The sequence below is a fragment of the Bhargavaea beijingensis genome (assembly GCF_900101985.1).
GTDB lineage: Bacteria > Bacillota > Bacilli > Bacillales_A > Planococcaceae > Bhargavaea > Bhargavaea beijingensis.
In genome coordinates, this window is record NZ_FNAR01000004.1 from 139,889 (window position 1) to 160,707 (window position 20,819).

Genomic DNA, 20,819 nt, shown 5'->3' on the forward strand with positions numbered 1-20,819 from the left:
TCCTTTCAATTTTTGAGAAGGCCTTCCCTCATCAGCGAGCCGAGCGCACCAAGAATCGCGATCTGTACATGTTCGTATGTAAGACCTCCCTGGATATAAGCGGTATACGGCGGACGGATCGGACCGTCGGCCGTCAGTTCAATACTTGAACCTTGCACAAAGGTGCCGGCCGCCATAATGACGTCATCCTCATAACCCGGCATATAAGACGGCTCGGGCGCAAAATGCGCGTTAACCGGTGAATTCGCCTGGATTTCCCCGCAGAACCGGATCATCTGTGCCGCGTCATTAAATGACACCGATTGGATCAGGTCTGTGCGGTCTTCGGAATAATGCGGTGAAGTCGTCATGCCTGCAGCCTCAAGGATCGCCGATGTGAAAATCGCACCTTTTACAGCCTGGGCCGTCACATGAGGTGCCAGGAAAAAGCCTTGATACATATCTGGGAGCGTCCCGAGAGAAGCACCCGCTTCTGCTCCTATACCCGGTGAAGTCATCCGGTAAGCACATTTTTCGATCAGGTCTGCCCGTCCGGCCAGATATCCGCCTGTTTTGGCAAGGCCGCCGCCCGGGTTTTTGATGAGGGAGCCCGCCATCAGGTCGACCCCCACCTCGGTCGGTTCGGTTGTTTCGACGAATTCCCCGTAGCAGTTGTCGGTGAAGATGACGGCATGGGGAGCGAATTCCCTCACCTTCCGGACCATTTCACCGATCTGCCCGACGGTAAAGCTTGGGCGGAGCGAATACCCTTTCGAGCGCTGGATTCCGATCATCTTCGTCTTTTCTGTCACGGCCGCGCGCACAGCCTTGAAATCGACCGTGCCGTCATCATTCAGATTGATGTGGCGGTATGAGATCCCGAAATCGCTCAAGGCTCCCGTGTCTTTGCCTTCAGGGCCTGAAACAATGGATGCAAGTGTGTCGTACGGTTCACCCGTGATATAAAGCAATTCGTCACCCGGACGGAGCACACCGAAGAGTGCGGTGGAAATGGCATGGGTCCCGGAAATGATCTGATTCCGGACCAATGCCGCTTCTGCACCGAACGCCGTCGCATAGACCCGCTCCAAAACATCCCTGCCTTCATCGTCGTATCCATATCCCGTCGACGGATTCATATGGTGGTCAGATACCCGGTTCTCCTTGAACGCAGCGAGCACCTTCGCCTGGTTGGCGAGCGCCACTTCGTCAATGTGCTTCAGGAAAGGGGCAATTTTATTTTCTGCCTCCTTTCTCCAAATCGCGATCTGTTCTGTGTGATTCATGGTGTCAGCCATAAAACCCTGTCCTCTCTGTTGCATAGTCATCTACAAGTATACCGCAATGTCGGCATCCTGCATCCCGGACACTCCCGAAGCATTCAGGTGCAACAAAACAACAGACGGGTTGCCGGGAAGCACGAACTGTCTGCTTCCCGGCAACCCGTCTGTATTCACACTGTTTCTTCTGCCTGTTCTTCCTTTGGGGCGAGGTTCACCGGCCGTGCGGGGACAAACGTGGAAATCGCATGCTTATAGATCAGTTGCTGCTTCCCGTCCGTTTCAAGCAGCACAGTGAAATTGTCATACGATTTCACCTGTCCCTTCAGCTGGAAACCATTGGTCAGGAACACGGTTACATAAACTCCGTTTTTACGGATCTGGTTCAGGAATGTATCCTGAATGTTTGCCGTCTTCATCGCACCTATTCCTCCGCTCTCTCTTTATATTGCCCAACGCTTGCGCTTTTTGGGCACAGTCGCCGTTGTCACGGCGTTGTTGCCGCGGTGTCGGCATGGGCCCTATGTTATGTATTCCGTTCCGGCGGCCCAAAATCCTTCATGAATCCGAGTATTTTTTGCGTATTCTGACGGGTCCCTTCCAGAGCATCCAGCCAGTGCACGTCCAGCTTGTTCCGGAAATAGGTGAACTGCCGCTTGGCAAAGCGCCTGGTGTTTCGCTTGATCAGCTCCAGGGCCTGTTCCAAGTCCACCCCGCCTCCCAAATAGGCCTCAATCTCACGGTAACCGATTGCCTTCATGGATTGGTTCTCGCCGAAACCGGCATCCACCAGGCTGCGGACTTCCTCGATCCATCCGGCTTCCACCATCAGGTCCACCCTGCGGTTGATCCGTTCATAGAGAACGCTCCGGTCAAGTTCAAGACCGACCAGAAGATGGTTGTAAAGCGGTGCGGCACCGTCCTTTCCCTCTGTTTCCTTTTTCGTTTTTCCGGTCAATGCCGCGATCTCGAGCGCCCGCATCACCCTGCGTGTGTTATTCGGATGAATCTCCGCAGCCGATACCGGGTCGCGCTTTTTCAGCAAGTCATGGAGATTTTCCGGTCCCTTTTCCCGCAGCATCCGCTCAAGGCTCCGCCTGAGTTCGGGGTCTTCCTTTTGCTCAGTAAAACGGTAATCATACAGGACCGACTGCACATACAGCCCCGTGCCTCCTGTGATGATCGGCAACCTTCCCCTGGAGCGGATCTCTGCTATCTTCTCCCTGACGAGCCGCTGGTAGTCGGCAACCGAGAACTCATCCCCCGGCCCGAGAATATCAAACAAATGGTGCGGCACACCCCGCATCTCATCCGGCGCAATCTTTGCGGTACCGATATCCAGGCCGCGGTATACTTGGAACGCATCGCCATTGATGACTTCCCCGCCAGTTGCTTCGGCGAGACTGACGCTCAAGTCGGTCTTGCCCGACGCAGTCGGTCCGACAATTGCGACCACTTCAGGTCCATTTCCGCTCATGACTCCAGCCACTCCGTGATGAACCCGGTGATACGGCCCTTTTTCGGGGAAAAGAGAATTTCATGCCGGCCACCTTCCACCAAGTAAACGGTGATATTACTGACCCCATTTTCCGCGTACTGTCGGGCGACAGTCCAAATTCCAGCTCCGTTCTTTCCTACAGGATCCTCAGAACCTGAGATCATAAGAATCGGAAGATCGGCGGGTGTCCTGCGGATTTCACGGTCGTCGTGGATCAGGTCAAGGCCATCGAACAGGTCGGCGAAAAAACCGGTGGTTGAGACGAATCCCGAGTCTTCGTCATCCAGATACTCCTTGATTGCATCCTGGTCTTCATTCAGCCAGTCAAACGGTGTCACTGCGTCCGGAAATTGAAGATTGAAGCGGCCGAATGTCAGGGAGTTCAGCAGCTGATTCGGCTCTTTTTTCATCCCTGCGGCAGCATATCGGGAGGCGATGATGCGGCCTGCCCTGATGGCAGGTCCGGGATGGTCTCCCGACCCCATGAAGATTGCCCGGTCCAAGAGATGCCCATAGCGCTGGGAGTATCGTCTTGCTACAAATGACCCCATGCTGTGGCCGAAGATTGTGAACGAGGGGGAGGGATGGCTGGCCCGCAGGAGGGAAGTCACTTCATGGACGTCCTGCACCACCCGCTCAAACCCGTCTTCATCGGCGAAGTAACCCCTGGTCCCATTCAGCCTGACCGTATTACCATGACCTCTGTGATCATGTCCGCTTACGATAAAGCCTGCCTGATTAAGCGCCCCGGCAAACTCTTCGTAGCGGCCGATGTGTTCCGCCATCCCATGAAGCAAATGAACATGACCTTTCGGCGGCCCTTCCGGCTCTGCCAGAAAAGCGCTGACCATGTGGCCGTCGGTCATATGCATGGTTATCCTTTCCAACCGATCACCCTCCTTACTGACCCGCCGCCTCACTGATGGCATGGTCGAGTTCTTCTGACATCCTTGCTTTTTCTTCCGGTGACAAGAAAAGCAGTTCCGTCATATAATCCGTGATTTTCTTTCCTTCTTCGCGCACCCTCCCGGCATCAAAAAACAACCAGCCGGTTCTCCTGACTAGAAAATCGGCAGGAGTGGCCGCCATTTCCTCGTGTATGGCGTAAAGGACTCTGCCCCTGACAGCAGCCGAGAGTCCGGCGCCATCGCCCGCTGTGTGTGCAAACCGGAACACCAAATCGGCATTTGTTCCGTAGAAAGCGGCAATTTCCCGTCCTTCCTTGCGTGTAAGGCCATATAATTCCGCTTCTTTTGCCTTGCCTTCGATAAAGGCATCCAGCTCGCCGGGATCGCCAAACTCACCACCCGACAAACGGAGCGCTTTAGTGACGCAGGGGCCGTACGCGCGATTTTTCGAACGCCGGACAATCCGGTCTACGGCATCTTCGGCCATTTTCCGGTAACCGGTCAGCTTGCCGCCGGCCATTGTGAGAAGGCCTGATTCAGATTCCCAGATTTCATCCTTTCGGGAAATTTCTGAAGGATCTTTGCCTTCTTCATGGATCAGCGGCCGGACACCTGCCCAGGTGGACTCCACATCTGCCCTGGACAGAAGGAGTCCCGGGAACATGCCGTTCGCCGCGTTCAGCAAGTACTCCACATCTTCGTCCGTTGCCGCAACATCTTCCGGATCTCCATCATAAAACGTATCGGTCGTGCCGACATAGGCTTTACCGTCTCTCGGAATGGCAAAAATCATCCTGCCGTCAGGGCTGTCAAAATAGACGGCCTGCCTTAATGGGAAACGGGATTGGCTGATGACGATATGGCTTCCCTTTGAAAGCTTGAGATGCTTGTCGTTATCGAAGGCATCCAGGCTTCTTACTTCATCCACCCACGGACCGGCGGCATTGATGACGTGGTCAGCGTCCACGCGGATCCGGCTGCCATCCAGCCGATCCCGGAGGAAGGCACCGGCGACTTTGCCTTCCTTGTCATAAAGCAGTTCCTCCGCCCGGCAGTGGTTCAGGCAGAGCGCACCTTTCTCCGCAGCTTTTTTAAGTACTTCGATGGTCAGTCGGGCATCATCCGTACGGTATTCCACATAGTGGCCACCCCCCAGAAGACCATCCCGCTTGAGAAGCGGTTCCAGCCGGAGGGTTTCTTCCGGTGACAGCATCGTCCGGCGCTCGACTTTTTCGACGCCGGCCAGCCGGTCATACACCGCAAGCCCTGCGGATGTCATAAACGGTCCGAACGTGCCGCCCTTATGGAACGGCAGAAGCATCCTTTCCGGCTCCGTCACATGGGGAGCGTTCTCATACACAACTTTCCGTTCGCGTCCGGTCTCCGCCACAATCTTCAGGTCCATCTGCTTCAGATAGCGGAGACCTCCGTGGATCAGTTTTGTCGATCTGCTTGATGTTCCTTCAGCGAAATCCTGCATGTCAACGAGCAGGACGGACATCCCCCGGGTGACGGCGTCCAGCGCGATGCCCGCACCGGTGATGCCGCCGCCGATGACGAGAAGTTCAAAACGGAACCTGGAGGCATGCTGTTTCATTTTCGGTCTGAGCAATGTCGAAAACATGGTTGCCACTCCCTTCACATTCTAAACGAACGCGTCGCTTCCACCGCTTTTTTCCACCCCGCATACAAACGGTCTCGCTCTGATGGGTCCATCTCCGGAGAATACCGTTTCCTGGACCTCCACATGGAAGAAATCTCATTACAGTCCTTGTAAAATCCGGTCGATAGTCCTGCCAGATAGGCGGCGCCGAGCGCGGTCGTTTCGCTGAGTTCTGAAAGTTCCACTTCCGACTGAAGAATATCACTCTGGAATTGCATAAGGAAGCTGTTTTCCACGGCACCGCCGTCTGCGCGGAGGTGCTTGACCGGAATGCCCGCATCTTTCTCCATGGCATCCAGGACGTCCTTTGTCTGGTAAGCGAGCGATTCCAAAGTCGCGCGGATAAAATGCTCCTTCTCCGTCCCTCTTGTCAGGCCGAAGATGGCTCCGCGAGCGTCGGGGTCCCAGTACGGTGTCCCGAGCCCGACAAACGCAGGAACCACATAGACGCCGTCCGTAGAATTTACCCGCACGGCATACTGCTCGCTGTCTTTTGCCTTCCGGAGCATCCGTAAGCCATCACGCAGCCATTGGATGGCGGAGCCTGCTACAAACACGCTGCCTTCCAGGGCGTAGACCGGACCCTCCCCGATGTCCCAGGCGACGGTTGTCAGGAGGCCGTGTCGGGAATCGGTCGGCCGGTTGCCTGTATTGATCAACATAAAGCAACCGGTGCCATATGTGTTTTTCGCCATGCCTACTTCAAAGCAGGCCTGTCCGAACAGGGCGGCCTGCTGGTCGCCGGCCGCTCCGCCGACCGGCACCTTCCCTCCGAAAAAGACGGACGGGTCCGTATGGGCATATACTTCAGATGAGGGCCTCACTTCCGGAAGCATTTTCAGGGGGATTTCGAGGATACCGCACAGTTCCTCATCCCACTTCATGTCATGAATATTGAAGAGAAGCGTTCTGGAGGCATTCGTCACATCGGTCACATGGACTTTGCCGCCGGAAAGCTTGTAGATCAGAAAGCTGTCGATCGTGCCGAAAAGCAATTCCCCCGACTCCGCCTTTTCTCTGGCACCCTCGACCCGATCCAGGATCCACTTGACTTTTGTCCCGGAAAAGTAGGGATCCAGCACCAGCCCGGTCTTTTTCCTGAACAGCTCTTCATGCCCCGATTCCTTCAGTCCATTGATGATCGGTTGCGTCTGGCGGGATTGCCAGACGATGGCATGGTGGACCGGACGGCCGGTTTTCCGGTCCCAGACAACAGTGGTTTCCCGCTGGTTCGTGATGCCGATTGCCCCGATTTGTTCATGGCTCGTCCCGCTTTCGGTCAACACTGCAGCAATGCAGGAAAGGACCGATCCCCAGATTTCATTGGCATCGTGTTCCACCCAGCCCGGCTTCGGAAAATACTGCCTGAACTCTTGCTGGGCGGAATGGACCACCCGCCCTTCCCGGTCAAACAGAATGGCACGTGAACTGGTCGTTCCCTGGTCGATTGAAAGAATGTAAGTTTCCAAGTGGCTCTCCCCTTTCGAGTTACATCACGCGTTTGAACATTTTCTCGATTTCATATGTGGAGAAGTGGATGATGACCGGCCGGCCATGAGGGCAGGTGTACGGACTCTCCGCTTTTCCGAGGTCATGCAGAAGCCGCTCCATGTCCGCCCGTGTCAGGTAATGGTTAGCCTTGATCGACCGCTTGCAGCTCATGAGAATCGCCGTCTCTTCAAGCAACTTGCCGATATCCGCCCTTCTTTCTGTCAGCGCCTGTTCCACAAGCGCATCGATGATTTCCTCTTCAGAGCCTGCGGGGAACCAGGCGGGATGTTCACGGACGACGAACGTCCGGCTTCCGAACTCCTCCATTTCCACACCGACGGACGCCAGGGTGCCGCGCAGCTCCCGGATCCTTTCCATGTCGTCGGGCGGATAGTGGAACGTCAACGGAATCATGAGTGTCTGCCGTTCATTGGCGTCCGCCCGCTTGACTTTCTCACGGAAATATTCATATTTGATCCGTTCCTGGGCGGCATGCTGGTCCACCAGGTAAAATCCGTCTGTGCTTTGGGCGACGATATATGTCCCGTGGATCTGTCCGACAATCTCCAGCTCTCCGAACGGAACTTTTCTGGCTGATGCTTCCTCCGGATGCTGTTCCCCCGTTGAAGGAACGCGAACGGTGCCCCGGGGGTCCATTTCTTCTTCACGGGAAGGAGGGTCGGCGACCAACTGGGCAGCATGGTGCACACGTGGCATATCATCGTGAATTCCGCCCTCTGCTGCAGATAGCGGCAAACCGCTCCAAGCCTCTCCCTCCGCTTCCGGGGTCTTCCCGTGCACCGGGCGGGCTTCCAGAATATGCGAAGCCGGACGGTAAACGGTGTTGGCGGCTTCCGGCACAATCCTGCGTTCCCTTTCCTGCTGGTGCCAAAGCGAAGTCTGTTCCGTTTCCGGCCGCATTTCTTTCGGGGGTTTGGCGGCCGGTGCCCCGATCGCACCGGAAACCGCCCTGCGGACCGCGTCCCGGATCAGGGCGCATAGCTCCGCCTCCTTGCTCAGCCGGATTTGCTGTTTGGCAGGATGGACATTCACATCCGTCAAGTAAGGATCGCCCTTGATATCGATCACCGCGATCGGATACCGCCCGATCGGCAGATAAGTGTGATAGGCGTCAATAACCGCTTGTGTAATCGCATAGTTTTTGACCCAGCGGCCGTTTACAAGTACGGTCATATAGTTTTTCGAAGCACGGGTGATTTCCGGGAGCGCGCAATAGCCGGCCACTGCATAGTCTGCAGACTCGCCGCTGAATGGGAGCATTTTCCGGGCGGTCCCCGGCCCATAAATATCCGAAATGACTTTGAGAAGATTTCCGCTTCCGGAGGTGCGCAGATGCTCCTGGCCGTTATGGATCAGACGGAACGCGATATCCGGGTGGCTGAGTGCTGCGCGGTTCATGTAGTCGATGGAATGGCCCAGTTCGGTCTGGATCGTTTTCATGTACTTTAGCCTGGCCGGTGTATTGAAAAACAGCTGTGACACGGTGATGTCCGTCCCTTTCCTGTAGGCGGCCGGCTCCTGCGTGACAAGGCGTGTTCCTTCGATGCGGATCCTGCATCCGCCGGATACACCGTCGGATGTCTGCATATCCACTTTCGAAACTGCAGCAATACTGGCGAGCGCCTCCCCCCGGAAGCCAAGCGTCCGGATTCGGAACAGATCGTGTTCGTTGCCAATCTTGCTTGTCGCATGGCGTGAAAAACAGAGCAGGGCATCATCCGTATCCATGCCCTTGCCGTTGTCGGTCACGCGTATAGAAGAAAGCCCGGCTTCCTCCAGCCTCACCTCGACGGATGTCCCCCCGGCATCAATTGCATTTTCCACCAATTCCTTCACAACGGATGCCGGACGCTCCACCACCTCGCCGGCTGCAATTTTGTTGGACAGCGGTTCATCCATCAGAACGATTTGTCCCATCCGATCACCTTCCGTTCCGTTTAAGTCGTTCCTGCATACCGTGGATCCACTGGAAGACATCCATCGGCGTCATGCGGAGAAGATCCAGCTCTTCGATTTCACTTGCAAGACTGGAATGGGCCCTGCCCGCCGTGGTCGGGTCCACTTCTTCCCCTACTTCATCAAACAACGACAGTTGCCCTTCCGGTTCCGTGAGAGGTTCAGCGGCCGGCCGCTCCGCTTCGAATTCACCGAGCAGCTCATCCGCACGGCGGATGACGCTTTCCGGGAGCCCGGCGAGCTCCGCCACCTGAATTCCGTAGCTTTTGTCTGCCGCCCCGTCCTTTACTTTGTGAAGAAAAATGACACGGCCATTTTGCTCGGCTGCAGCCACGTGAACGTTTTTCAGCCGGCCGAGCGTATCGGAAAGCTCTGTCAGTTCATGGTAATGCGTGGAGAACAGCGTATTGGCCCCAATATTATCATGAATATGTTCCATCATGGCCTGTGCGAGCGCCATCCCATCGTAAGTTGACGTTCCCCTGCCGATCTCGTCAAAGAGAAGCAGGCTGTCCGGCGTCGCATTCGCGAGCGCAAGCCGCGATTCCATCATCTCGACCATGAATGTGCTTTGTCCTCCGGCCAGATCGTCCGCCGCGCCGATGCGCGTGAAGATCTGATCGGTCACAGGAAGTTCTGCCCTGTCCGCCGGAACAAAACAGCCGATCTGCGCCATAATGACTGTCAGTGCGACCTGCCTCATGTATGTACTTTTTCCTGACATGTTCGGTCCCGTGATCAGCAACATGTTCGATCCTTCATCCAGAACACAATCGTTCGGAACGTAAGTGCCGTCATCCAGCATCTTTTCCACGACCGGATGCCTGCCTCCGATGATGTTCATCCCACGTCCCTCGTTAAATACAGGCTTCACAAACCGGTATTTCTCCGATACTTCCGCAAACGCGGTCAGAACGTCCAACGTGCTGAGCCGGTCAGCCAAGGACTGGATCTCAGGGATATGGCGTTTCACCTCATCCCTCACCGCCTGGAACAGTTCCGTTTCGAGAAGAAGCGCCTCTTCGTCGGCATTCAGGATGATGGCTTCCTTTTCCTTCAGTTCCGGTGTAATGTACCGCTCCGCATTGGCAAGCGTCTGCTTCCGTTCGTAGCGTTCCTGGTCCACCAGGTGCACATTCGACTTGGTCACCTCGATATAGTATCCGAATACCCTGTTGTATCCGACTTTAAGCGATTTGATGCCGGATTTACGGCGTTCTTCAGCTTCCAGCGCGGCGATCCAGTCCTTGCCGTTCCTGGATGCATCCCGAAGTTCGTCCAGCCGGGCATGATACCCTTCCCGGATCACTCCGCCTTCCTTGTTGCTGATCGGAGGATCATCCGTAATTGCCCGTTCGAGAATGGCGAGGACATCGGCGCACGGATTGATCGCCTCCGCCATTCCGTTCAGCTTTTCTCCCCCGGAAGCCCCAAGTGAACCGCGGATCGGCGCTGCCTGGGAAAGGGACCGGCGCAGTTGAGCCAGTTCGCGGCCGGTTGCATTGCCGAGCGCCACCTTTCCCGCAAGCCGTTCGATATCATAGACACCCTTAAGCAGTTCCCGGACTTCTCCGCGCACGAAAAAGTCCTCGATCAGTTCTTCGACCGCTTCGGTCCGTTCCAGAATGGCGGCCCTGTCGGCCAGCGGTTCATGGATCCACTGCTTGAGTTTCCTGCCGCCCATGGCCGTGACCGTTTCATCCAGCAGCCAGAAAAGCGAGCCTTTTTCACCCCCGCCCCGGATTGATTGGACCAGCTCCAGGTTCCTCCTGGAATTGGGATCGATCAAGAGAACAGAGTTCCGCTCCCGGTAGACGATGGGCTGAAGATGGGTCAGCGCCCGCTTTTGAGTGCGCTCGAGATAACGGAGCAGCCGGGCGGCGGAAGGTCGGATCGGCGCAGGACAAGAACCGGTGAGTGACGCCTCCCAGTCCTGATCCGCTTCCTCGTTTTCGATGGAGAGCAGAATGGACCGGGCCTGCGCCTGCTCGTGCAGGTCCAGATACAGCTCATCCGGAACGACGATCTCCCGGATCTGGAGAGCTTCCGCTTCCGATATGAGCGATTTCGGATCGCGCCCCCCATAGGTCGCCGTCCCCTCTCCGGTCGACAGGTCGATGCGCACAAGGGCGTAATCTCCGTCACCCGTCCTTCCCGCAGAGCCAATGTAGACATTCGACTTTTCTCCGATTGTCCGGCCCTCAGTCAGCGTTCCCGGCGTGATCAGCTGTATGACCTCCCGCCTGACAATGCCCTTGGCCAGCGCAGGATCTTCCGTCTGCTCGCAAATCGCGACCTTATATCCTTTCCGGACAAGTGTCTCGATATATCCCGCGGATGAATGGTACGGAACCCCGCACATCGGAATCTTTCCATTCTGGCCTCCATCCCTGGAAGTCAGGGTGATTTCGAGAATCTGTGACGCGTTGAGCGCATCCTCGAAAAACATCTCGTAAAAATCCCCGAGCCTGAAAAACAGGAAGGCGTCCTTATAGTCTTCTTTGATCTCCAAATATTGTCTCATCATAGGTGTCAATGTTTTCACTGCCATCGTTGCCACAACTCCCGTAAACCTCAGTATTCCTTCAATTATATCAGACACCGCGCACAACAGAAAAAGCCGGGGAAGCTCCCCGGCCTCTTAAAGCGAACTGGAATCCTTGTCTGACCCGCCTTTGTGGTCACCAAAGTCTTTTTTATAACCTTTGCCGTCCCCATGCCCACTTGAAGAAGAAGAAGAAGAAGAAGAACTCTCATCGTCAAAACGCCATTCTTCCTCGAAATCATGCGGATGGACCTGCACGCACACCTTCGTCTCCCCAACCACCTCGGCAAGGAGTTCACGCTCGACCGAAACGCTGAATTTTTCTCCGCACTTGGTGATGACCGCTTCGGTGCAGTTCGGCTGCTGGATGACCTTGATGTACACATCTTCCGGGCCGCCGGTCGCGCCGTCACGATAGTGGAGGCGGACACGGTCCTTGTAGCTGATCGTTTCCGTGTAAACTGACGTCTTGGAATGATCGTGATGGGAATACCAGACGTTGATGTCGAACTTGCCGTACACCTCTACATACTTCCCATACTTTTTGGACTGATGGGTGTGGTTGATGATCCAGCAGCCCAGGATGCCCGACGGCTTATTCGGCGGCCGGAGCACCTCCGTCGACTCCGATCTCTTCTTTCCTTTGGCAACTACCGCTTTCGTGACAATTTGCCGTAAGTTTTTCAGGGTCAACCCTCCTTCTTCGGTTCACTTCCATCCTATGCAACATACGCCCAGGAAGTGAAAAAAGCCCAAAGGAATTTCTTCCTTCGGACTTTCGGTCATTTTTTGCCGCCGGGAGCATTGCGGACCATGGAGCCGGTCTCGCCGCGGAGCAAGTCGCCCCCGGTCGATTCGATGATCTGGTTGGTCACATTGTTGGCGATCGTATTGGAGACGAGCTGGAGCAATTGGTTCACTTCGATCTGAGATTGTTTGAACTCCTGGACAATCGGCACTTCGTCGATTTCTTTCTCGATCTGCTCGATTTTATTTTCAACGAGCCCGAATGCTCGTTCCTTGCCGTATTGCTGGAAGTTGACAGCCTGTTTCTGGAGGCTCTTCAGGCTTGCAATCTTCTCCCGGATTTTCTGATTGTCGTTGATCTGTGCTTCAGCGCGCTTGAAGAAGTCCACTTCCTCAGTGCGGGCGATCATATCGGCTAGCTCTTTCGCCTTTTCAATGATCTCGTGTTTCGTGTATGTCTTTTCCATCATATCCACCTTTTCTGCCGTCCGCTGGTTTGCCGGGGCGGCAATCGGACAATTTTTAGCCGGCCGGAGCCGGGTGATTTCCCTCATTATACGAAACTTGGATGCGGCCAGACAAGCCGGGCGCCCGAATGTCGGCACATTGACACATCTCGGCGGCCCTGACAGCCGCCTCCCAAAACCGAACGGCCTCCCGCAACGGGAGGCCGACAACTCATCGTTTTCTTTTTTCCACGAGCAGCTTCATCGCGGTCCGTTCCTCTCCCGCGATCAGGATATCGGTAAAGGCCGGCGAGCAGGTCAGGTCATTGCCGCTTGGTGCGACAAATCCTCTTGCGATGGCGACGGCCTTGACGGCCTGGTTGAGCGCTCCGGCCCCGACAGCCTGCATTTCCGCATATCCTTTCTCCCGGATGACCGCGACGAGTGCTCCTGCGACAGAATTCGGATTGGAGCGTGAAGATACTTTCAATGAGTCCATGCCTATCCCTCCTGTTTTTCCGCTTTCATGGAACCGGACTCTTCCATGCCTTATTGTATGCGGGGCGCAGATGGCGCATGAACACAGAGCCGGGATGGCCGGATCATCCCTTTAGCGGATGGTCGTCATTGATCAGTATACGTTCGCACCGGATTGCTTTCCCGGAGCCCGCATCCGCTTCCACAAAAAATCCGCCGAGTTGCGTTCGGCCTTTTTTCGGCACCTCAAATCGGGCCGGCAGGTTGGTGCGGAAGCGGTACAGCACTTCTTCTTTTCTCATGCCGAGAATCCCGTCGTAAGGCCCGGTCATTCCGGCGTCCGTCAGATAAGCGGTCCCGCCCGGAAGAATCCTCTCATCCGCCGTCTGGACATGCGTATGGGTCCCGACCACGGCCGTCGCACGGCCATCCAGGTGCCAACCCATGGCAATTTTCTCACTGGTCGCTTCTGCATGGAAGTCGACAAATACAAGAGGCGACTCGGCCTTGGCCTGGGCGATCAGCTGGTCTGCCGCTTCAAACGGATCGTCATGGGGAGGCATGAATGCCCGGCCATGAAGATTGATGACCGTCAGCAGGCCCGCCTCCTTTGAGATGGTTGTCATGCCGCGCCCAGGGGCTTCCGGCGAGAAATTTGCCGGCCTGATCAGCGCGTCAGCCCCGTCGATAAAGTCGAAAATTTCTTTTTTGTCCCAGGTGTGGTTTCCCATTGTGATGATGTCCACTCCCCCGAAGATGAGGTCATCATAATCCTGGCGCCTCAGCCCCTTGCCCGATGCGGCGTTTTCACCGTTGGCGATGACCACATCCGGTGCATATTTTCTACGCAGTCCGGGCAGCGTCCGCCGGACCATTTCCATGCCCGGCTCGCCGACAATATCTCCGATAAACAGAATTTTCACTTGTTATTCTCTCCGTCCTGTTGCAGCAATGGAAAAGGCTTCCCGGACATTTCCCCAGGAAGCCTGTGCATGCTGTTATTTTGCGTATTCGACCGCCCGGGTCTCCCGGATGACAGTCACTTTGATGTGGCCCGGATAATCGAGTTCGCTTTCGATCCGTTTCCGGATATCCCGCGCAAGCCGGTGGGCCGTGATGTCGTCCACCTGATCCGGACGTACGATGATGCGGACTTCCCGTCCCGCCTGGATGGCGAAGGACTTCTCGACACCATCGTAGTCTTCAGCGATTTCCTCGAGCTTTTCAAGACGGCGGATATAGTTCTCCAGCGTCTCGCTCCTGGCACCCGGACGGGCTGCCGACAGAGCGTCGGCGGCGGCCACAAGAATGGCGATGACCGATGTCGGCTCCGTGTCCCCGTGGTGGGAAGCGATGCTGTTGATAACGACCGGATGCTCTTTGTACTTGGTGGCAAGCTCTACACCGATCTCGACGTGGCTGCCTTCCACCTCGTGGTCGATTGCCTTTCCGATGTCATGCATCAGCCCCGCGCGCCGCGCAAGCGCGATGTCAGAATCCTTGAACCCGAGCTCGGCCGCGAGAAGTCCCGACAGATAAGCCACTTCTTTCGAATGCTTCAGGACGTTCTGGCCATAGCTTGTCCGGTACTTGAGGCGTCCGATGATCTTGATGAGATCCGGGTGGAGATTGTGGATCCCGAGATCGAATGTCGTCTGCTCGCCCGCTTCGCGGATCTGCTCGTCGACTTCCTTGCGGGACTTCTCCACCATCTCTTCGATACGGGCCGGGTGGATCCGGCCGTCCTGGACCAGCTTCTCAAGAGCCAGCCGTGCGATTTCGCGGCGGATCGGATCAAAGCCTGACAGGATCACCGCTTCCGGTGTATCGTCGATGATCAGGTCGATTCCGGTCAGGGTCTCCAAGGTGCGGATATTCCGTCCCTCTCTTCCGATGATCCGGCCCTTCATCTCATCGTTTGGCAGATTGACCACCGATACGGTCGTTTCCGCCACATGGTCGGCAGCAAACCGCTGCAGCGCCAGTGACAGGATTTCACGGGCCTTTTTGTCTGAGTCCTCTTTCGCCCGCAGTTCGGCCTCCCTGGTCATGACGGCGATGTCCGTCGAAAGCTCTGTTTCCACTTCCGAAAGGATCAGCTTCCGTGCTTCTTCCCGGGTAAGTGCCGATATGCGTTCCAGCTCAGTCTGCTGTTCGCTCATGAGCTGTTCCGCCTTGCTCTCCATCTGTGCGATATGCTGTTGTCGTTCGGCCAAAGCGTCTTCCTTGCGCTCCAGACCCGCTTCACGTTTGTTCAGCGCATCCTCCTTGCGGTCAAGATTCTCTTCCTTCTGCAACAGCCGGCTTTCCTGCCGCTGGAGTTCCGCGCGGCGGTCCCGGATGTCCGATTCGGCTTCTGTCCGTAGTTTGTGAGTTTCATCTTTCGCTTCAAGTAGCGCTTCTTTTTTCAGTGCCTCCGCTTCGCGCCTGCCTTCTTCCACGATGGATTCGGCAGACTGCTTCGCACCGGTCACTTTGGAATCGTTCACTTGTTTTAAGGCAAAAAAGCCAACAACTGCACCGACGATGAGTCCGAGCAAAGCGGAGATGATCACTTCAACCATTGAGGTCACCTCCCCCTGCTTTCATTCGTCTGTTAAACCATTCCGGCTTCAGGCCGGACATTCATGCTGTTCATGCCGTGCTTGCATAAAATCTATCATGATGGCCATTGGATAAATCTATCCATCTTTAATTGTACCGGCGGCAAAAAGCGCTGTCAAGGTGGGAAGAAGGACGGTTTCCAACATTTCCCCCCTCTCTTTCCGCAAGTGAAAACAGCCGGCAGCGCCACCGCTTTTCTCCGGGGAGAAGAGGGAGCCACTGCCGGCCGGGACCGGTCCAAAACCGGGTGTATTCTTACTTTTCTTCGTCGATGAGCAGGTCGAAGATTTCGTCCTCGGACTCTTCTTCTTCCTCCATTGCAACCTGGGGACCGTCCAGACCATAGGCTTCACGAATTTTTCCTGCGATTTCCTGGCGGATATCGGGGTTTTCCTTCAGGAACTGTTTTGCATTTTCCCGGCCCTGGCCAAGTCGTTCGCCGTTGTATGAGTACCAGGAACCGCTTTTCTGGACAACATCGTTTTCTGCACCAAGGTCGATGATCTCACCTTCCTTGGAAATTCCTTCTCCGTACATGATGTCGACTTCCGCCGTACGGAACGGAGGGGCCACCTTGTTCTTGACGACCTTGATTCTTGTGCGGTTACCTACGAAGTCATTGCCTTGCTTGATCGACTCCGCACGGCGGACTTCAAGGCGCACGGAACTGTAGAACTTCAGCGCGCGGCCGCCCGGCGTGGTTTCCGGGTTTCCGAACATGACGCCCACTTTCTCACGGATCTGGTTGATGAAGATTGCGATTGTTTTCGATTTATTGATCGCGCCGGAAAGCTTCCGGAGCGCCTGGGACATGAGGCGGGCCTGGAGACCGACATGGGAATCTCCCATTTCGCCTTCGATTTCCGCTTTCGGCACAAGTGCCGCGACGGAGTCAATGACGATAATATCGATCGCGCCGCTGCGTACAAGCGCTTCTGCGATTTCGAGCGCCTGTTCCCCCGTGTCCGGCTGGGAAAGGAGGAGTTCATCGATGTTGACGCCGAGCTTCTGTGCGTAGACAGGGTCGAGAGCGTGCTCGGCATCGATGAATGCCGCTTGTCCGCCCGCCGCCTGCGCTTCCGCGATGGCATGGAGCGCAACCGTCGTCTTGCCCGAACTTTCCGGTCCGTAAATTTCAATTACCCGGCCGCGCGGGTATCCGCCTACGCCGAGCGCGGCATCGAGCGTGAGTGAACCGCTCGAAGACGTCGAAATCTCACGATCTGTCTTTTCGCCCAGTTTCATGACGGACCCTTTCCCGAATTGTTTTTCAATCTGTTTCAATGCCATATCCAATGCAGCTTTGCGATCGCTCAAACTTGTTCCTCCTCATGGGTATATACTGGTTTTCTTTCTGTCTCTACTATACTCGGTTATTGAGAAAAACACAAGAAAAAAGCGAACATCCATTCGATTTTCATGCAGGACATATTTGAAATTTGAGCAGTATTTAAAACCCGTTTTTGGATTTTGGCATGACAAAAGGCGCCGACATTCAAATTCGCGGCGCCTCTGTATCTCAATTATCCCGGACCGATGTGTCCCCGATCATCCGGATCAGCATATGCATCGCCGATTTCACGGCCCTGATCCGATTGGTGTTCCGCATGCCCGAAAGCAGCAGTTCCCGTGTCCTCATTTCTTCTCCGGAGGCGATGGCGACCCAGACAGTGCCGCCCGGCTTGCCGTCATGCGGATCCGGACCGGCAGCCCCGGTCAGTCCGACCCCGTAATCGGTGCCGAACTTTTCGCGGACAGCTTTCGCCATCGCGGAAGCCGTCTCTTCGCTGACGACCCCCTTTTCTTCAAGGAGTGCAGCCGGGATCCCCAGCTGTTCTTTTTTTGAGTCGGCTGTATAAGTCACAACACCGCCGGTAAGGGCGGCGCTGATGCCGGGCTGTTCGGCGAGTTCCGACATGAATAGGCCGGCTGTAAGACTTTCCGCGGCGGAGATGGTCAGGCCGTTCCCGATCAGCAGTGAGGCGGCTTTTGAAACGAGCGTCTCTTCATCATAACCATACAGATACTGGCCGGCAATTTTGCGGATCTCCGCTTCCGCACCGTCCAGCAGCCCGGCCGCTTCCTCTACGGTTTTCGCCTTCGCAGTCGCGCGGATCGTCACTTCGCCGTCGGAAGCGAGCGGGGCAAGCGTCGGATTCGTCTGGTTGTCCAACAGATCTGACATCCGGTGCTCCAGCTCCGCTTCCCCGATTCCGTAGAAACGGAAAACCCTTGAAGCGATCGGGCCCGAGAAGCCGGCGAGTCGCGCAAGATTCGGTTTCGCCTGAACAGTGAACATGGGTTCCATTTCCTTCGGGGGTCCCGGCAAAAGGAGATAGTGGCGGCTGCCCGAAGCAAACAGCATGCCCGGCGCCATGCCGTGATGATTTTGCAGCACCGTCGCCCCTTCGAGAATGAGTGCCTGCTTTTTGTTGTTATCCGTCATTTCGCGGCCCATGCGGTCAAACCAGGCACGGATTGATACGAGCGCCTCATCATCATAGACGAGTCGGGCGCCGGCATGGCGGGCGATCGTTTCCTTCGTCAGATCATCCTTTGTCGGGCCGAGCCCCCCTGTAAAGATCAGCAGGTCAGCCCGTGACTCTGCAATCCGGATTGCTTCCTCCAGCCGCCCGGGATTGTCCCCGACCACAGTATGGAAGTGGACGCTGATGCCGAGTTCGGCAAGCCCTGCCGAAAGATAGCGGGCGTTTGTGTTATTGATCTGCCCAAGAAGCAGTTCGGATCCCACGGCAATGATTTCGGCTTTCAAGTTGATTCCCCCTTACATAGAATCCAGCAGGACACGCCGGTTTTTATAGAAGTAGTCCAAACCGGACCAGACCGTGAAGAGAAGCGCGATGTAGAGCATGATCGTACCGAACGGGATGCCGGCAGCTTCAAAGAAGATGTTGTGGAACAGCAGGAAGATGGTGGCAAGAAGCTGTGTGGTCGTTTTGATTTTCCCCAGCATGTTCGCCGCCACGACTTCCCCACCGCCGGCCAGGATCAGGCGCAGGCCGGTCACCGCGAATTCGCGGCTGATGATGATGATGACGACCCATGAAGGCGCAAACCCCATCTCCACAAGGATGATCAGGGCCGAGGATACGAGCAGCTTGTCGGCCAAAGGATCAAGGAATTTGCCCATGTTCGTGACCAGATTGTATTTGCGGGCCAAGTGGCCGTCGAACCAGTCGGTCAGCGCCGCTACCACAAAAATAAGCCCGCCGATCAGGTGCTCGACCGGTAGTTCCACACCGCCTGCACGGATGGTGCCCATGCCGAAATCAACAAGCATGAAGAGGATGAACACCGGGATGAGCAGGACTCTTGCCACGGTGATCTTATTAGGTAAATTCATGAATTACTCCGCCTTTCAAAAAAAATAAGTCATCCCTAGAGATGACTATTGAGCAGTACCAAACTGGATAATAATGTTCTGGGTCACCCGCTCCGACCCCGGAATCGCGTATTCGAGCTGATTTCCGTTCACGCTGATTTCAACACCCGGTACATAGCCGATCCGGAAACGCAGCCATTGTATGCCTTCCGCCTCGATGGTCTCTTTCTGTCCGTCCTCCAGGCTCTTGCTCAAGTACTGTTTCCCGGAATTATCGGTCACGGAAACCCAGGAGCGCCCTTTTCCGGTCAGTGTGATGCTCGCCTTGTCGGTGCCTGTAAGGTTATAGAAGGTGTTTTCGCCCTCGGATCTGTCAACTGTAAGCGCAGCTTCAGGCTCCTCGGATTCTTCCTCTTCCTCCGAGGCATCCGATTTCCCGGCGGATTCGTCCTTTCCGGAGGATTCATCGTCTTCGGCAGGGGCTGCTTTTTCGGCATCTTCAGGACCGATCTGTTCCACCTGGACGGTGCTTTCGGTTTCGTTGACTTCTTCGGCCGGGTCCGTGTCTGCGGCCTGATTCGCCTTCAAGAACCAGACGATGCCGACGGCCATCACGATGAAAAGCGCGAGGATAATCTTCGGCATCATTTCTGCCGCCTTGCCCGCGCGCCTCATGGACGTGCGCCTCATCACCGGGGCCGACATGCCCGGCGAACCTTCCGTAACGAGCGGCTCGGGTGCCTCCGCTTTGTACATGGCCAGCATTTCGTCCGCTTCCAGGCCGACCGCTTCCGCGTATTGCTTGATAAACGCCCGAACGTAGAAAGTGCCGGGCATGATGCCGAACTTGCCCTCCTCGATTGCGGCAAGATAACGCTTCTGTATTTTAGTGATTTCCTGCAAATCTTCAAGCGAGTAACCTTTTTCCATTCTCGCCTGTTTTAGCCGAGCGCCCAATTCGGACAACCAAAACACCTTCCTATCAAATATTGAATCCGAAATCCATCCCGCTCCGGCTCGACATCCTGTCGTTTTCTTCCAGTATCTCGTAAGTGATTTCTTCATTTTCATCACGGCGGATTTCGATGATGTAGTCGAAGTCATCCATCGTGTACTCAGAAAGACGCACGAACATGTCCGGATGTTCCACAACCTTGATCGCGGGCAGACGCATGATCTCCCGGACGAGCTGCATATGCCGCTCGTCACTCGCCTTCCTGGTCACGATGCCGTCCAGGATAAAGACGTTATTCGGTGAAAATTCGTCACCGGCAAGCTGGCTGCGGACCGTCTGGCGGAGCATCGTAGAAGAAAGGAAGATCCATTTCTTGTTCGCACTCACACTGGCTGCTACGACAGACTCTGTCTTCCCCACTCGGGGCATGCCGCGAATGCCGATCAGTTTGTGGCCTTCCTGTTTGAAGATTTCGGCCATGAAATCGACGAGGATACCGAGCTCGTCCCGCACGAAGCGGAATGTTTTTTTGTCGTCGGCATCGCGCTGGATGTATCGTCCGTGCCGGACTGCCAAAATATCCCGGAGCTTCGGATGCCTCAGTTTCCTGACATTGATCATGTCCATTGTTGAGGCGATCAGTTCAAACCGCTCGATGGCATCATCGTTCTCGGTCCGGAGCAGCATGCCTCTCCTGCCCTGGTCAACACCGTTGATTGTCACGATGTTGACGCGCAGCAGACCGAGAAGGGAAGAGATTTCCCCCAGAAGCCCAGGCCGGTTCACTTCGATTTCATACTCCATATACCACTCACTCAATTTGGGTCGCCTCCATCGGCGCCGGATGCGCAATGTATTTCTATCATATCGGATTTGTCATTTGAAGAAAAGAGATAGCCCGAGGGA

18 protein-coding genes are annotated in these 20,819 nt (G+C 55.7%); all 18 read right to left on the reverse strand.

What is annotated here, in order from left to right; genetic code table 11:
* Positions 1 to 5 precede the first annotated feature (5 nt).
* The 18 genes from BLT01_RS05120 to BLT01_RS05205 all read right to left on the reverse strand — a co-directional run bounded on the left by BLT01_RS05120 (position 6) and on the right by BLT01_RS05205 (position 20,732).
* A complete protein-coding gene (locus BLT01_RS05120; protein WP_092095306.1) occupies positions 6 to 1,277 on the reverse strand; it encodes a methionine gamma-lyase family protein in 1,272 nt (423 codons plus the stop codon).
* Positions 1,278 to 1,432: 155 nt separating this feature from the next.
* Positions 1,433 to 1,678, reverse strand: a complete 246-nt coding sequence (gene hfq / locus BLT01_RS05125; RefSeq protein WP_092095308.1) for an RNA chaperone Hfq — start codon at positions 1,676 to 1,678, stop codon at positions 1,433 to 1,435.
* Positions 1,679 to 1,785: 107 nt separating this feature from the next.
* Entirely contained in the window at positions 1,786 to 2,736 is a 951-nt protein-coding gene (gene miaA / locus BLT01_RS05130; protein ID WP_092095310.1) for a tRNA (adenosine(37)-N6)-dimethylallyltransferase MiaA, read from the reverse strand.
* Positions 2,733 to 3,644: an alpha/beta fold hydrolase gene (locus BLT01_RS05135; RefSeq protein WP_176765051.1), complete on the reverse strand. Its 912-nt coding sequence runs from the start codon at positions 3,642 to 3,644 to the stop codon at positions 2,733 to 2,735. The genes miaA and BLT01_RS05135 overlap by 4 nt, the downstream gene beginning before the upstream one ends.
* Positions 3,645 to 3,657: 13 nt before the next feature.
* Positions 3,658 to 5,289 carry a glycerol-3-phosphate dehydrogenase/oxidase gene (locus BLT01_RS05140; RefSeq protein WP_092095316.1) on the reverse strand — a complete coding sequence of 544 codons (1,632 nt, stop codon included), beginning with the start codon at positions 5,287 to 5,289 and terminating at the stop codon, positions 3,658 to 3,660.
* Positions 5,290 to 5,303: 14 nt separating this feature from the next.
* Complete coding sequence (glpK, locus tag BLT01_RS05145; protein WP_092095319.1) at positions 5,304 to 6,797, reverse strand: glycerol kinase GlpK; 1,494 nt, start codon at positions 6,795 to 6,797, stop codon at positions 5,304 to 5,306.
* A gap of 19 nt (positions 6,798 to 6,816) precedes the next feature.
* Positions 6,817 to 8,757 carry a DNA mismatch repair endonuclease MutL gene (mutL, locus tag BLT01_RS05150; RefSeq protein ID WP_092095322.1) on the reverse strand — a complete coding sequence of 647 codons (1,941 nt, stop codon included), beginning with the start codon at positions 8,755 to 8,757 and terminating at the stop codon, positions 6,817 to 6,819.
* Positions 8,758 to 8,761: 4 nt separating this feature from the next.
* Positions 8,762 to 11,347 carry a DNA mismatch repair protein MutS gene (mutS, locus tag BLT01_RS05155; RefSeq protein ID WP_176765052.1) on the reverse strand — a complete coding sequence of 862 codons (2,586 nt, stop codon included), beginning with the start codon at positions 11,345 to 11,347 and terminating at the stop codon, positions 8,762 to 8,764.
* Between the two features lie 90 nt (positions 11,348 to 11,437).
* Positions 11,438 to 12,028 (reverse strand): outer spore coat protein CotE, encoded by a 591-nt coding sequence (gene cotE / locus BLT01_RS05160; protein WP_245696877.1) that lies wholly within the window; start codon positions 12,026 to 12,028, stop codon positions 11,438 to 11,440.
* A 95-nt stretch (positions 12,029 to 12,123) separates the two neighbouring features.
* Positions 12,124 to 12,555 (reverse strand): RicAFT regulatory complex protein RicA family protein, encoded by a 432-nt coding sequence (locus tag BLT01_RS05165; protein WP_176765053.1) that lies wholly within the window; start codon positions 12,553 to 12,555, stop codon positions 12,124 to 12,126.
* Between the two features lie 211 nt (positions 12,556 to 12,766).
* Positions 12,767 to 13,033: a stage V sporulation protein S gene (locus tag BLT01_RS05170; protein ID WP_008297102.1), complete on the reverse strand. Its 267-nt coding sequence runs from the start codon at positions 13,031 to 13,033 to the stop codon at positions 12,767 to 12,769.
* 103 nt (positions 13,034 to 13,136) lie between these two features.
* The gene (locus BLT01_RS05175) at positions 13,137 to 13,934 is read right to left on the reverse strand and encodes a TIGR00282 family metallophosphoesterase (RefSeq protein WP_092095328.1); all 798 of its coding nucleotides are present in this window, start codon (positions 13,932 to 13,934) and stop codon (positions 13,137 to 13,139) included.
* Between the two features lie 75 nt (positions 13,935 to 14,009).
* On the reverse strand, positions 14,010 to 15,575 hold the full coding sequence (gene rny / locus BLT01_RS05180) for a ribonuclease Y (RefSeq protein WP_092095330.1): 1,566 nt from the start codon (positions 15,573 to 15,575) through the stop codon (positions 14,010 to 14,012).
* 295 nt (positions 15,576 to 15,870) lie between these two features.
* A complete protein-coding gene (gene recA / locus BLT01_RS05185) occupies positions 15,871 to 16,932 on the reverse strand; it encodes a recombinase RecA (protein WP_092095333.1) in 1,062 nt (353 codons plus the stop codon).
* Between the two features lie 202 nt (positions 16,933 to 17,134).
* Positions 17,135 to 18,388 carry a competence/damage-inducible protein A gene (locus tag BLT01_RS05190; RefSeq protein WP_092095336.1) on the reverse strand — a complete coding sequence of 418 codons (1,254 nt, stop codon included), beginning with the start codon at positions 18,386 to 18,388 and terminating at the stop codon, positions 17,135 to 17,137.
* 12 nt (positions 18,389 to 18,400) lie between these two features.
* Positions 18,401 to 18,979 (reverse strand): CDP-diacylglycerol--glycerol-3-phosphate 3-phosphatidyltransferase, encoded by a 579-nt coding sequence (gene pgsA / locus BLT01_RS05195; RefSeq protein ID WP_092095339.1) that lies wholly within the window; start codon positions 18,977 to 18,979, stop codon positions 18,401 to 18,403.
* A 45-nt stretch (positions 18,980 to 19,024) separates the two neighbouring features.
* A complete protein-coding gene (locus BLT01_RS05200; RefSeq protein WP_176765054.1) occupies positions 19,025 to 19,924 on the reverse strand; it encodes a helix-turn-helix domain-containing protein in 900 nt (299 codons plus the stop codon).
* Positions 19,925 to 19,940: 16 nt separating this feature from the next.
* Positions 19,941 to 20,732: a DUF3388 domain-containing protein gene (locus BLT01_RS05205; RefSeq protein ID WP_092095345.1), complete on the reverse strand. Its 792-nt coding sequence runs from the start codon at positions 20,730 to 20,732 to the stop codon at positions 19,941 to 19,943.
* Between the last annotated feature and the right edge of the window lie 87 nt (positions 20,733 to 20,819).

Excerpts from the sequence above, each read along its gene's own strand:
- mutS (WP_176765052.1), bottom strand. The coding sequence starts at position 11,347 with ATGGCAGTGAAAACATTGACACCTATGATGAGACAATATTTGGAGATC.
- BLT01_RS05140 (WP_092095316.1), bottom strand. The coding sequence starts at position 5,289 with ATGTTTTCGACATTGCTCAGACCGAAAATGAAACAGCATGCCTCCAGG.
- hfq (WP_092095308.1), bottom strand. The coding sequence starts at position 1,678 with ATGAAGACGGCAAACATTCAGGATACATTCCTGAACCAGATCCGTAAA.
- miaA (WP_092095310.1), bottom strand. The coding sequence starts at position 2,736 with ATGAGCGGAAATGGACCTGAAGTGGTCGCAATTGTCGGACCGACTGCG.
- BLT01_RS05170 (WP_008297102.1), bottom strand. The coding sequence starts at position 13,033 with ATGGACTCATTGAAAGTATCTTCACGCTCCAATCCGAATTCTGTCGCA.
- BLT01_RS05120 (WP_092095306.1), bottom strand. The coding sequence starts at position 1,277 with ATGGCTGACACCATGAATCACACAGAACAGATCGCGATTTGGAGAAAG.
- pgsA (WP_092095339.1), bottom strand. The coding sequence starts at position 18,979 with ATGAATTTACCTAATAAGATCACCGTGGCAAGAGTCCTGCTCATCCCG.
- mutL (WP_092095322.1), bottom strand. The coding sequence starts at position 8,757 with ATGGGACAAATCGTTCTGATGGATGAACCGCTGTCCAACAAAATTGCA.
- BLT01_RS05165 (WP_176765053.1), bottom strand. The coding sequence starts at position 12,555 with ATGGAAAAGACATACACGAAACACGAGATCATTGAAAAGGCGAAAGAG.
- rny (WP_092095330.1), bottom strand. The coding sequence starts at position 15,575 with ATGGTTGAAGTGATCATCTCCGCTTTGCTCGGACTCATCGTCGGTGCA.